A 12844-nucleotide genomic window follows, 5' to 3' on the forward strand; every position below is an offset into this window, starting at 1 on the left:
GAAGAACTATTTATCAAGAATAAGCCAATCCGATTTGGGATTGGCATCATAAAACAACCAGTTTCACGGATTCAGGTATTGGTTAAAAGATTCCAATCCAATTTCGTCAAAACAATTATCGGAACTTTTAACAGATATTTTGTCAGGAAACTATTATAGAATTAAAAGTGATACCATCGATTTCTAAAACTCAACACTATATTCCTGCAATAACCAGTCAGCTATATCTCAAAACATGAGGTTCCAAATCGGAACCTCATGTTATCAAATATATCCTTTTGCTTTTAATAGTTCTGCACATAAGACTGAGCCTCCAGCCGCACCACGTAAGGTATTATGTGACAGACCGATAAACTTCCAATCGTAAATACTATCTGGGCGAAGTCTCCCGACACTAATTCCCATTCCGTTTTCGTAGTCAACATCTAATGCGATCTGTGGTCTATTATCATCCGCAAGATATTGGATAAACTGTTTCGGGGCACTGGGGAGCCCTAATAATTGCGATTTCCCCTTAAATTCCCAAAGTTTTTCAATCAGCTGCTCGCGTGTTGGTTTTTTCCGAAAGTTCAAAAATACCGCCGCTGTATGTCCATATAGGATCGGAACACGGACGCATTGACAAGTAATTCGAGGTTCCACGGCAGGAACGATTTTTCCATCTGACACGCTGCCCCAAATGCGTAAAGGCTCCTGTTCGCTTTTTTCTTCTTCCCCGGAAATGAAAGGAATGATATTTCCAATCATTTCAGGCCATGTCTCAAAATTTTTCCCAGCCCCAGAGATTGCTTGATACGTGGTCACAACCGCCTCTATCTTGTTTGACATTTCTATTACCTCCTCTGTCAAGATTGATGAACTGTAATATTCTCATTATGAATAGAAAAACTCGCCGCCGCAGCAATAGCAGATAAACACATATTGATGATCCAAAGCGGAGTATATCCCAATCCCTCTCGTACAAAAACACCTCCGAGATACGAACTTGCAAAGGCCCCTACCTGGTGTCCTATCAATGCAAATCCATAAATCACGGCCATCTTCTCTGCTCCAAATTTCTTGCTGATAATGCCGGAAGTTGGAGGAACGGTAGAATCTCCGCTCAATCCCAATAATGCGGTTACAATAAATGCAAAGGGAACCGACTTGGGTAGAAAGAGAAAGCCGAGAGAAATCAGTACCCGAATTGCATAAACACTACCCAACACATTTTTCATCTGGTATTTTACCCCAAGAAATCCTGCACCAGCAGCACCGATCATTGTAGCAATTCCGTAAACAGTCAATGTCAAAGAAGCGGTATCTCCCGCAATTCCATAGGATCGAAATTGGGAAAATAAGTGGCTTTCGATAATGGACATATTGAATCCGCAGGTAGCAAAGCCTATCAGGATTAAGCGGTAATCTCTATCTTGAAACGCATTTTTCAGTATTGAGAATAGGGACTCTGATTTCTCACTTTTTGTTTGAACCGCTATAGCAGCTTTTTTGTTCATAGAGGCTATCCATATAACAACCGGAATGATAATCAAAAATGGAATGCATAACGTACTCATAGCTGCCTGGATACCAAAATGAGAAATCAAGCCTTCTAATCCTGGTGACATCAACGCATCTCCAATACCAGCGCTGGCCTGGACAATCCCAGATACATATGCAGCTCTTTCTTCACCCAAAATGGGAGTGATCGCACCCATAACGATTCCAAAACAGAGACCGGTTGTTCCAAAAGGCAGGACCAGACCAAAAAAGAGGAGTAATGTGAAAAAATTCCTGCACAGCGGTGTAATGATCAACCCTAATACAGTAAAAACAATTCCCATCATGATAACAAATGTGTTCGATTTTCTCAGTGCAAGCATTCCAAGAAAAGGTTGTGAAAGGCCATAAACCAGCGCGCCAACGCCAATACAAAAGCTAATGGACGCGTAATCCACACCCGTTACACTTGTCAGGCTATTCATCATGATACCATAATTATCATGCACTCCCTGCATGACACCGTGGACAAGGCAGGCTGCAGCTACAATAATAATTAGTTGAAAAATATTATTTTTTTGCTCTTGATTCATCTCAAAGCTCCTTGCGAATTGTTTATTTTCTTAGTATAATACCATCAGAAAATAGTTAAATCAATTTGAATAATTTTAAGCAATCATTCAATTATATAAAAGTATTTAGAGGGGTGATGTTTATGGAATTGAAGTATCTCTATACATTTCAGACAATCGTAGAAGAAGGGAGTTTTTCGAAAGCAGCCGAAAAATTGAACTATACTCAGTCAACGATCACATTTCAAATTGGACAGTTAGAGCAAGAATTATCTGCAAAACTGTTTGAAAAAATCGGACGCAGAATGGTACTTACAAAAGCCGGTGAACAGTTGATTCCGTATGTCAATGATGTACTGAATTCCGTTGAAAGAATGCACTGTTTTGAGAGTGATCTATCATCTTATCAAGGATCCTTGCATATAGGTGTCGGCGAGACATTGTTATGCTACAAATTACCGTCTGTCTTAAAAGACTTTTGCAAAAGAGCACCGAAAGCCCGCTTATTTTTACATTCTATGAATTGCTACGATATTCGAAATGAATTGTTGAGAGGTACGCTTGATTTAGGATTATTCTATGAAGAAGTAGGGGGACTTGGTTCTAACCTCACTATTCACCCATTTGGCAGCTATCCAGTTGTTTTGGTGGCCTCTCCCGACATCAAAGCACAGTATCCTGACTTTATCACGCCGAATCAGCAGATTTCCATTCCGTTCATCATAAATGAGCCAACTTGTATTTTTCGGCAAATATTTGAACAATATCTTCGAGATAAATCTATTGTACTCGATCATACGATTGAACTTTGGAGCATACCAACGATCAAAAACCTTGTCCGGAACAACGTAGGGATTACCTTTTTGCCCCGCTTTTCCGTAGAAGAAGAATTGAAGCTCGGAAGCCTGGTAGAAATTCCAACAGATATGTCAAACCCTTGTATTACTGCTGTATGTGGTAAACATGCTAATAAATGGCAAAGTCCACTTATGGAATTGTTTGTTGAGCTATGCACAACTATTGTTTAATGCCATGATTCAGCAGCGTCACCACATTCAGTAGCTTAGTATGACAGTATGCTATTTTACTATTTTAATATTCTTGCAACAGCCAATCAGCTATATCGTGAATCTCAATTCCCTCATAGCTATATTTCGGATGCTTTGTTCGGGCAATAATCATTTTCGGATAAGCATCTCTGATTTGAAGCAGTGGAGAACACTCTCTTTCAAGGGTTTCCTGTCCTGAAATATTATCGCTCACCTGAATGTAAATCTTTTCGCTGCCTCTTTGAACGACAAAATCAATCTCCTTTTGATAGAGTTTGCCGACATAGACATCGTATCCACGGCGAAGAAGTTCGATGCAGACTATATTCTCATAGATTCCTCCATAATCCATATTTCTGCTTCCGAGGATTGCATATCGGATACCGGTATCGCACAAATAGAACTTCTCAGAACTTTCAAGATATTTCTTGCGACGAATGTCATATCGTTTCATATCATAAAACACAAAGGCATTACACAAATACTTGATGTATTTGCCAACGGTGACATGATTGGTTGAAGTCTTATTTGCTGTCAACAGCTGACTAACCTTATTCGGAGAGGTCAGATTGCTGATATTATCCATAAGGAACTCACTCAAACGCTGCAAAACCAAAGTGTCCGGCAGAGCGTATTTCTGCACCAAATCTCTTGTAACAATGGTTTCATAGACTTCCTTGATATAGTTTGTTCTGTCCTTTTCGGTTCTGTAAGCATAAGATCCTGCCAGACCACCCTTAGTGGAATAATCTTCAAAGAGCTTATCTTTATCGCTGACATCATCATAATACTGACAATACTCCCGGAAACTAAACGGAAATACATGAATCTCAATATAGCGTCCGGTAAAAAGGGTTGCCAGATCCGCACTCAGCAGGAAAGCATTGGAACCGGTCACATAGATATCATATTTGCCTTTTGAGTATAGGCTGTTGATTGCCAACTCAAACTTGGGACACATCTGAACCTCATCCACAAATAGGTAGTTTGTTTTCCCATCTTGATAATGTTCTTCTACATAAGTGTGTAACGCATGGTATTCCTTGATTTCTTCATACGCCAGATCCATGAAGTCAATGAAGATGATATTGATATTTTCAAAATGACTTTTCAGATACTCTATATATGCCTGCATCAATTTTGATTTACCGGAACGGCGAATGCCTGTAATAATCTTGATGTCCGGAGTACCGTTCAGTTCAATGATTCTATCGAGATACTTTGTTCTCGTAATGGTCTTCATATAGTCACCCACTTTCAAAAGTTTAAAATTTTTCATTTTTCGAAATCGATTTGTTGTGCTTATTATACTGCCTGTAAATAGTATATACAAGAGATCACTTTCAAAATCATAATTTTTTTTATTTTTCGAAAGCGATACGCGATGCTGTACAGATTTACAGATTTTTTGCTGCTGAGTTACCACATCCAAAAGCTTGGTATGGCTGTCCACCATGTCCCCAGAATATCCTCCAGATACTTTGCGCTTCGAGTAAAATAGTCTCCGATATCCTGTCGAACCCAGATGGATGAATTATTAGGGCAAACATCAATGCTGAGGATGAAAGTGATTTGATAAAATACACTTAAATCGTGATGGATTATGGAAAGAAAAATATGTAACTTTTCATAACCGACACCACCTTTTTGATTCGAGATATCTATAACTTGTGCATTCAAAAATCTTCCTCCTTTCAAAATTTCAGCTGCAAGAGAATTTCCAGCAGCTATGTATATGCAATAAAAAAGCCATCCGGCAAAAAAACCAAATGGCTGATATGTGCTATTACTATTTAATTTGTACCTGGAACATACAACTTTTTCATTAGCAGAAACGCTCCTGCTAATCAATTTCGGCAGCCAGTTCGATATTTACCTGGTGAATTTCAGACATAAGAAAAGCCAGAAAGCCTTGATTTGCGCGAGGCACGAGCCAAGCGGAAATGCTTGCATTTCCATTTGGCAACGCCCGCGGCAGTGAGAAACTTGTTTCTCACTGTAAGGATTTCTGGCATTGTGACCTGGCGTTCCTAGCGCGATTCGAACGCGCGGCCTTTCGCTTAGGAGCAAGGCACTCGGTACCTTGCTCCTGGTTTATCACTGTTATGAATTGTCTCTGAAAATCCTTTATTTACGGACTGTTTTAGCTGTCGTGGGCACTTCGCTGTCAGCTTTTATATCGTCCCGGAAAGCCCCCGTTTTGGGCATAAATGCTGGCATGAGCTAAAACGCATTGTGTATATCAAATTTACGCCGATGGTATACTTTTTTGTCAACCGATCCGATGCTTTGCCGCTTCGCAGGCATTCATAGGTCGGCTCGCAGAACTGCTGCTTTGGTAGTCAAAAATTTCCATATGGTGCAACAATGTACATAAAGATCTTTCGACTTTTAATGGTCGCCAAGTTGGCGACCATTAGCCCAGAGTATGGTTTTATGCAAAGAAAACTGCAAATCTGGGAGAGTTGGCGGAAAAATGAAAAACAATTACATTTTATGCGACCTTAAAATCATTTTACATGTTCTTAACTTTTACGCGTTTTCCCGAAAATGCAATTCCCAATTTGAATATAGGTGCCACACCGAGCTCTATCAGTTCTGCATCATAGCGTTTTTCATCGATCTGCCTAAGAGCATCTGCAGCAAATCGCTCCATCTCCTCTTCTTTCAGATCGGCTTTCCACTTAAACTCCATAATGATTCCCGGATACTTTTTCTCTCTCGGGAACATGGTAATATCGTATCTTCCGTCTCCAGATTCTCTGTTTGATTTGATTCTATACTGATTATCCATCAATGCGATCAGTCCTAATACCAGGCCATGATAAAAGCCCTCGGTTCCTCCATCATAAAAGCTTACAGATTTATCCAGATATTCCGCAATGGCTTTCTGCAGTTTCGTATAATTACATGCAAATAAACTCTCTGCGATTTTATTTGCAGTTGTCCTTGTAATTGCACCGATCTGCATCAGATGAAACAGGATTTCACTTTTATAGACGGCAGCAATCTCTTTGTTCGGAATAGAAACCTCACACAGATATGATCCATCCGGTTGCAGCTCTTTCTTCGGTGTCTTTAAATATCCGGCAACCAGTAAAAGGCTGAAGATGTTATCCGGATCCTCCGCAAGGGCTCTGTATACCACATTCTGATCTATTCTGGTGATTACACACTCTCCCTGAAGCAGATCATACAATTGACCTTTTATTTCCTCCGTAGCAGCCTGAAGCACATCTACAAGAATTTCATTCTTTCCTGTATTTACCCAATAGGCCTGTGGAATACCTTTTTTCGAAACATAATTAATGACGGACCATGGATTATATATTTCTTCATTGCCAAAAAGATATCCATCATACCATTCCTTCAGCTCTTCCATCTTATCTGTCATCCTGTAATATTGAAGCATTTCATAAACTTCTGAAGATGTAAAACCAAAGAACTGACTATAGTCCTCATCCATAATCGAGTTGACGCTCAAATTATTCAATCCGCTGAAAATGCTCTCCTGTGCAATTCGCAAGATTCCTGTAAGAAATCCATAAGACAGATTCCTGTTATCCTTGAACGCTCCTGAAAAGAATACCCGCATGAAATCGTTAATTTCATTATAGAAATCCTTAGAATATCCTTCCTGGATCGGTGTATCATATTCGTCAATAATAATAATAGGAGCAACTCCATAATAACTTGCCAGCATCTTTGAGAGTTTCTCAAGCGCAACCGTCAGGTCCATATAGGATGCGCTGCCATTTAACATTTTTGAAAAATATTCTTTCTCATAATCCGCAAGCTGACTGCCATTCAGTATTTTTGCATGTCTTCCAAATTCCGCCTGTAACAGATCCTTTATTTTATCAAGAGTAGCCTGCCAGTTGTCAAACTTTACATCTTTAAAAGTCAGAAAGATAACCGGATATTTTCCCTGATGAGATGTATAGGTATCTCCACATTGCCAGATCATAGTATTCTCAAAATATTTGCCGGTATCTTCTTCAGATATTTCAAAAAAACAGCGAAGCATATCCATATTCAAAGTCTTACCAAAACGACGCGGTCTGGTAAACAAGGATACCATCGGCTTTTTATCCAGAAATTCTTTAATCAGTAAGGTTTTATCCACATAATAATATTCAGACTGTGCCCGTGCATAATCAGAGATACCAATCGGCAATGATCTCAGCTTTTCCTGCCCTCTTGTCTTTACATATCTGCCACTGGAAATGCGTCCATCCTCCGGTTTTATGGCCTCATCCGGAATCTGCCATCTTCCACTGTTCTTCACCGCGCCCGGAATTCTTCCTTTTTTACACAGGTCATTCACAGTTCGTTCGCTGATTCCCCACTCCAAAGCTTTCTGTTTACAATTCTTCATTTACATCACTTCCTTACATACTACGCGATTTCTTTTCGCATATTATAGCAAATACTCCGCAATATATCAATTATATGTTGATATATTGCGGAGTATTTTCAGCGTTTTGTAAGAATTAACTTGTTCGAATCCTAACCACAACGTCCCCATTGCTAAGTAATTCCGTCACCTGATCCTCTGGTAAGTCTATCTTTCCGAGTCTTGTATATGCCCAGGAATTAGAACCGTAAAATAACACAATGTTACTTCCGCTGTACAGAACGATATCACCGTTGTGGGTCGTCGTCTGTTTATCATTCCTCGTATATCTTCTGCCAAGAGATTATCATTAACGTATAGCTTCATCTCTGAATTCCTTTCCTCATAATCTGCCGATTCAGTAACTTCCGAATCAAATTCCGTGGTTTCTGTATTGATTTCCTCCGTGTCTACATTGGCTTCTTCCGTTTTTGTAGAATTTTCAAAATCGGCTGTAACCACATTGTCAGAGGAAATTTTCACATCCTTCGTTTTTCCACACCCGGATACCAGAAGCAACATAAGTAGCAAAAGGATTCCCAAAAGTGCTTTTCTATTAAGCATGTGCAATACCTGCTCCCATATCATATGCTTCCTGGATTTTAGGACTACCATTGATTTCTCCGCCCATGGTTACTCCACCGCAGAATAAGTGACCTGCCAGTTCTGCTTTTTCAAAGCAATCAATCCAGCCATTCAGTCCTGATAATGCTTTCTCATAAACATATTCTTCGTCCTCTGCGGCTGTTGCAAGGAAATACACTTCCCTAAACTTATAGTCCTTAGAGAACATCGGATTCATTCTGTCAATTAAGACCTTCATCTGTCCAGACATCTCATAATAATAAATAGGAGTTGCCCAAGCTACGACATCTGCATTCAGAACCTCATCCATGATTTCCTGCACATCATCTTTGATCACACAGTTTCCTGTCTGCTGACATGCAAGGCAGCCTTTACAGAATCCGATATTCTTTCCTTTGAGACTGATCACGGTCACATCATTTCCTGATGACTTTGCACCCTCTGCAAAAGAAGTTGCCAATACCTCTGAGTTACTATTGGCTCTGATACTTGTTGAAATTACGACTACTTTCTTTCCCATATTCTGAAACCCTCCTTATAAATATTTCTCAAAGAACGACTGAAGCTTGTCAAATGGAATGACATCCACATTGTCATACAGATCTGTATGGACTGCATCCGGAATGATCATAAGCTCCTTATTGTCTGTGTATTTGCTCTCCGCAGTCATTGCTGCATATGCATCCCTGCTAAAATAGCAGGAATGCGCCTTCTCGCCATGCACGATGAGAACAGACCATCTTCCAGAAGAAATACAGGTACTATATGACCTGGCGCATGAATAGGTCGCAAATTTTGTTATACCCATTATACCCATCCGCTTTTTTATTATGGGTATAATGGGTATAACAAAAATGAGCCTCCGAAGAGACTCATATTTAATGGTCGCCATCTTGGCTACCATTTCGACGCAAATGAAAAAGCCCCATCGTTTTATTTCGTCAGGCACCAATGTCGTCACCGGCTTCGCTGCTTTGCTATTTCGTGGCATCATATAACGGGCTCTATTTTTCAAATAAATCGTCCCCTAAAATAACATTCTGGACAATTCCTGAATATTTTCCCTTTTTATATCCATTTCCACAAATCAGCGTGATATGGATTGCCGATTTCACATTGGTTTCTTTCTGAAACTGTGACATTCTGTTTCTGAGCTTTTCATATTCATCAGCATCCAGCATATAATCATCACTTGTAAATTTCATTTCACAGAGATTGATGACACCATCTTTTCTGCTGATGATCAGATCAATCTGCGCCCCCTTATCGGCTCCACCACTTCTCCATGCAAACTCATTTGTTTCAATTCCGCCTATTCTAAGACTTTCCTTAATTTGAGGAATGTGATTCAGACACACAATCTCAAAAGAATTTCCCCTCCAGGAATGATAACCCGGTGAATTAATATACTCGTTCCATGAATCAAACTTCTTATTCTTTATGAATCGGATACTGAATAGAGTAAACGGATCGATCAGTTGATAAAACTGTTCTCCCTCTCCTCTTGTAAAATTACTGAATTTTCGGATAAAACCACACTCCTCCAGTTCTCGCAGATCCTTTGTAAGAACAGAACCTCCTCCAATTTCCTTTTCCCTGGAAAGTTCTGCCCGGGTCAGACCATCTCTGCTTTTCGCAAGTCTCTCAAGGATTGCCAGATGTTTTTCAGGTTTATCATACAGTGAATAAAAAAGGTTGTTGTACTCATCATGAAGGAAGCCATACTCCTTAAAACAAAGTTCATTTACATTCTGCGCCAGGCTGAGGCGTGAATCGAAAAGATTCAGATAATGCGGTATACCTCCAAAAATCATGTAGCTTTCGATCATCTGGCTTCGGCTCATAACGATATCATTCAATTCAAACAGTTCTTCGCATTCTGCCAGCGAGAATGGGGCAAGGTGAATGCGTCTTGTAATCCTGTTATGAAATCCTTTTTTATTCGTGAGAAGGTTCGTTATAATCCACGACGTGGCAGATCCGCAGGCAATCAACACCAGATCCTCCTGCGCCGATGCCCAGCTATTCCAGAAATAATCAAGCGCACTTTTAAAATCCGAGCGGGCCGTATCCATCCACGGAAGTTCATCAAGAAATATGACTCTTTTATTATTAATCGGTTCACGATATACCTTATCGCTTTGAAGCAATTCCTTAAGACGCGCAAAAGCCTCAAACCAATCTGCAGGTGCACTTTTTTCTTCATATCCATATGCATTCAGGCTTGCCTGAAAAGCACGCAGCTGTCCCTTCGTCTTTTCATCTGACAGACCAGTCGTATAAAACGAAAACTGCTGATTAAAGTATTCGCGAATCAAGTAAGTCTTTCCTACCCGTCTTCTTCCATATACGACAACAAATTCCGGTCTCTTTGACAGAAGGCACTGCATTAAACTGTCCTTTTCTCTTTTTCTTCCAATAATCTTCATAGAATCACCACCCTTTCATAAATCGCCACACACCATCTTAAAATAGCTTAGTTAGCGTTTTATAGTGCATATTTATATTATAAATCGCCATCATCCTTTTTTCAAGTTAAAATATAAGGTCGAATGTCAAGACTTTTCATCCTCATTTACTTCCCTTCTTCTTCCAGTCTGTGGGACTTATCGCTTATTATACCCTTATTTGCGTTTAACATAAGATAACGCGGGTATTTCATTTTCCAAGTAACGCAAAATGAGCCTCCGAAGAGACTCATCTTTAATGGTCGCCATCTTGGCTACCATTAGGGCGCATCAGGAAAGAGAGTGCTCCCACCTTATCAAGTACGCCACCGGCGTACTTGCCGCGAGGCGCGCGCTCCAAAGGAGCTTTCATCTGCGCGCCTCTGCGATCCGCCGGAGGCTCAACTTTCAGCGGGTGACAATCCCCTGTTGAAAGTTGTATCCATGGACTTGGCTAGCGAAGTTAAAAGTGCTGCCATTTCCGGATTGGAAAGAACTTTCGCCAAGAGCTCCGCATCCACATTTGTCGGAAGTTCTACTGTCTTTCCAGCCACATTGGCATGCATACTCGGATCCAGATTCTTCTTCTCATAAAAGACCTGCTCGAAGAGTTCCGCATTTTTTCTGCGATCATCATCAATGATATGAGAGTATACATCGGTGACCATATTGATCTGGGAATGACCGGAGTCTCCCTGTACCGCCTTGATGTCACCGCCATTTAACTTCAGCTTGTAGGTAACACTGGTATGACAAAGGCTATGGAATACTACCGGCGGAAGATCATGTTCCTTAATCAGGTCATTTAAAGCCTTACGAATAGAAGAAATACCAATCGGTAGCCCAAAAGGTGTTGCCATCACCAGATTATAGTCCATGTACTCATCTCCATTGATCACCACCGGAGTTCGGAGAAGTCTCTGGTAATATTTTTCGATAAATCTGGTATTGATATTCTCCAGCTCATCTCCGCCAATAATCGGGATGATATAATTATTGATCATACTTACGTTAGAAGAATATGTGGACAGCGCCCAGGCCTCTTTCCCATACAAATTAACATACTCCTCCAGCAGCTCCTTGACTGTCTTACAATGAGGCACGATCATTTGTCCGATATCCGCACGATACTCGATTTCCTTCTTGCGCTTCTTTGCTTCTGACATGGTCTTATAGGTTTCCCATTTCTGTCTGCGCTTTCCGTTCTTATCCTTATAACTATATACGACACAAAATCTGCCTCTTCTCTCAACAATTGATGCCATGCTGATCCTCCTTATTTCTCTTTTTTCTGCAGCCAGTCCTCAAAACTCTTTCTTGGAATACGAACCGTCTTGCTGCTTTGAACTGCTTCTATTTTTCCTTTTTTGATCCACTTATGTACGGTTGCCGGATTTATTCCTGCCAGAAGCGCAGCTTCCTTTACCGTCAGATACGCATCATTTCCGATATTTTTGGTATAGCCATCACGATCCTGAACCGCTCTTCTATATGTTTCAATACTGCGATTATCTTCTTCCTTCACCGTTTCCGGCGCCTGCTCCGATACGATATGATATCGATTCTGACTGGCATACCACTCATAAAAGCTTTCCTTGGTCACTCGTCTTCGACCATCAAGCTCAATGGTTTTCAGAATATCCGAACGATCAATAATGTTATAAACCACGCTTCTTGAAACACCCAACATTCTGGCCATTTCCGGCATTCGCATAGAACCTTCCACAATGTCACGAACCTTCTCCCGATCCTCGGCATTGCGGAACCGATTCTGATTCCTGTACCACTCATCAAATGCTTCTTTAGGATACCTTTTCCAATAATCCACCAGGATATATTCCACACCGGCTTTCTTCATCTCCTCGTAGACCTGCCATTCAGAAATCTGCAGAATCTCTGCAATATCCTTTGGCGAATAAGAATGCTGCTTCAGTTCCAGGCCAGGCTCCTCCCCGGTAACCTTGTGATATTTGATCTGATTGGCATACCATTTCTCGAAGCTTTCCAGCTCCACACGCATTTTCCCCAGGATCACTTCTGTCTTGAAAAAATTCTTGTGAACCAGCCAGTATCGATCCGTCTTCTTCAAACCCAGGAGCCGTCCCATCTCCGCTACCGACATGTATTTCTTCTCCGGAGAAGGCACCCTTTTGTATGCACTCAGGCTCTCAATCTCTTTCACCAGTTCGTGAAACTCTTCTTCCTTTGTCAATGGATTGTAATACAATCGCGCCACCTCCCTTGATACTAAAATAACTCATCTGCAGAAAAAGCGTTAGGATGTACATCTCTTGCCGATGATGCAATCCTAACCTC

11 protein-coding genes and 1 pseudogene are annotated in these 12844 nt (G+C 40.7%); 1 reads left to right on the plus strand and 11 read right to left on the minus strand.

All coding sequences use genetic code 11. From position 1 onward, the window contains the following. Window positions 1–264 precede the first annotated feature (264 nt). Window positions 265–813: pseudogene (locus ACESZH_RS20505) on the minus strand (aspartate-semialdehyde dehydrogenase); the annotation flags it as partial. 32 nt (window positions 814–845) lie between these two features. Beyond that, window positions 846–2072: an MFS transporter gene (locus ACESZH_RS20510; RefSeq protein WP_373218758.1), complete on the minus strand. Its 1227-nt coding sequence runs from the start codon at window positions 2070–2072 to the stop codon at window positions 846–848. 122 nt (window positions 2073–2194) lie between these two features. Between ACESZH_RS20510 and ACESZH_RS20515 the strand changes: the two genes are divergently transcribed. Next, window positions 2195–3079 carry a LysR family transcriptional regulator gene (locus tag ACESZH_RS20515; RefSeq protein WP_373218759.1) on the plus strand — a complete coding sequence of 295 codons (885 nt, stop codon included), beginning with the start codon at window positions 2195–2197 and terminating at the stop codon, window positions 3077–3079. Window positions 3080–3143: 64 nt separating this feature from the next. On the opposite strand, the gene ACESZH_RS20520 is transcribed toward ACESZH_RS20515, so the two are convergent. The 9 genes from ACESZH_RS20520 to ACESZH_RS20560 all read right to left on the minus strand — a co-directional run bounded on the left by ACESZH_RS20520 (window position 3144) and on the right by ACESZH_RS20560 (window position 12755). Continuing rightward, window positions 3144–4379 carry an ATP-binding protein gene (locus tag ACESZH_RS20520; protein ID WP_373218760.1) on the minus strand — a complete coding sequence of 412 codons (1236 nt, stop codon included), beginning with the start codon at window positions 4377–4379 and terminating at the stop codon, window positions 3144–3146. A 140-nt stretch (window positions 4380–4519) separates the two neighbouring features. After that, window positions 4520–4780, minus strand: a complete 261-nt coding sequence (locus ACESZH_RS20525; RefSeq protein WP_373218761.1) for a hypothetical protein — start codon at window positions 4778–4780, stop codon at window positions 4520–4522. An 835-nt stretch (window positions 4781–5615) separates the two neighbouring features. Then, window positions 5616–7478: an AAA family ATPase gene (locus ACESZH_RS20530; protein WP_373218762.1), complete on the minus strand. Its 1863-nt coding sequence runs from the start codon at window positions 7476–7478 to the stop codon at window positions 5616–5618. A 115-nt stretch (window positions 7479–7593) separates the two neighbouring features. Next, window positions 7594–7743 carry a cyclophilin-like fold protein gene (locus ACESZH_RS20535; protein WP_373218822.1) on the minus strand — a complete coding sequence of 50 codons (150 nt, stop codon included), beginning with the start codon at window positions 7741–7743 and terminating at the stop codon, window positions 7594–7596. Window positions 7744–8052: 309 nt separating this feature from the next. Then, entirely contained in the window at window positions 8053–8601 is a 549-nt protein-coding gene (locus tag ACESZH_RS20540; protein ID WP_373218763.1) for a flavodoxin family protein, read from the minus strand. Between the two features lie 15 nt (window positions 8602–8616). Next, a complete protein-coding gene (locus tag ACESZH_RS20545; RefSeq protein WP_373218764.1) occupies window positions 8617–8889 on the minus strand; it encodes an alpha/beta hydrolase in 273 nt (90 codons plus the stop codon). Between the two features lie 196 nt (window positions 8890–9085). After that, on the minus strand, window positions 9086–10510 hold the full coding sequence (locus tag ACESZH_RS20550) for an ATP-binding protein (RefSeq protein WP_373218766.1): 1425 nt from the start codon (window positions 10508–10510) through the stop codon (window positions 9086–9088). A gap of 419 nt (window positions 10511–10929) precedes the next feature. Further along, window positions 10930–11793, minus strand: coding sequence for a hypothetical protein (locus ACESZH_RS20555; RefSeq protein WP_373218768.1), 864 nt, complete (start codon window positions 11791–11793; stop codon window positions 10930–10932). 11 nt (window positions 11794–11804) lie between these two features. Continuing rightward, on the minus strand, window positions 11805–12755 hold the full coding sequence (locus tag ACESZH_RS20560) for a helix-turn-helix domain-containing protein (protein ID WP_373218770.1): 951 nt from the start codon (window positions 12753–12755) through the stop codon (window positions 11805–11807). Window positions 12756–12844: the final 89 nt, after the last annotated feature.

The sequence above is a fragment of the Ruminococcus sp. 5_1_39BFAA genome, assembly GCF_964240875.1.
In the GTDB taxonomy this organism is placed as follows: domain Bacteria; phylum Bacillota; class Clostridia; order Lachnospirales; family Lachnospiraceae; genus Blautia_A.

What these genes read in the sequence shown, in the direction of transcription:
- ACESZH_RS20510 (WP_373218758.1), bottom strand. Translation starts at nt 2,072, where the DNA reads ATGAATCAAGAGCAAAAAAATAATATTTTTCAACTAATTATTATTGTA.
- ACESZH_RS20520 (WP_373218760.1), bottom strand. Translation starts at nt 4,379, where the DNA reads ATGAAAAATTTTAAACTTTTGAAAGTGGGTGACTATATGAAGACCATT.
- ACESZH_RS20540 (WP_373218763.1), bottom strand. Translation starts at nt 8,601, where the DNA reads ATGGGAAAGAAAGTAGTCGTAATTTCAACAAGTATCAGAGCCAATAGT.
- ACESZH_RS20545 (WP_373218764.1), bottom strand. Translation starts at nt 8,889, where the DNA reads ATGGGTATAACAAAATTTGCGACCTATTCATGCGCCAGGTCATATAGT.
- ACESZH_RS20550 (WP_373218766.1), bottom strand. Translation starts at nt 10,510, where the DNA reads ATGAAGATTATTGGAAGAAAAAGAGAAAAGGACAGTTTAATGCAGTGC.
- ACESZH_RS20530 (WP_373218762.1), bottom strand. Translation starts at nt 7,478, where the DNA reads ATGAAGAATTGTAAACAGAAAGCTTTGGAGTGGGGAATCAGCGAACGA.
- ACESZH_RS20555 (WP_373218768.1), bottom strand. Translation starts at nt 11,793, where the DNA reads ATGGCATCAATTGTTGAGAGAAGAGGCAGATTTTGTGTCGTATATAGT.
- ACESZH_RS20515 (WP_373218759.1), top strand. Translation starts at nt 2,195, where the DNA reads ATGGAATTGAAGTATCTCTATACATTTCAGACAATCGTAGAAGAAGGG.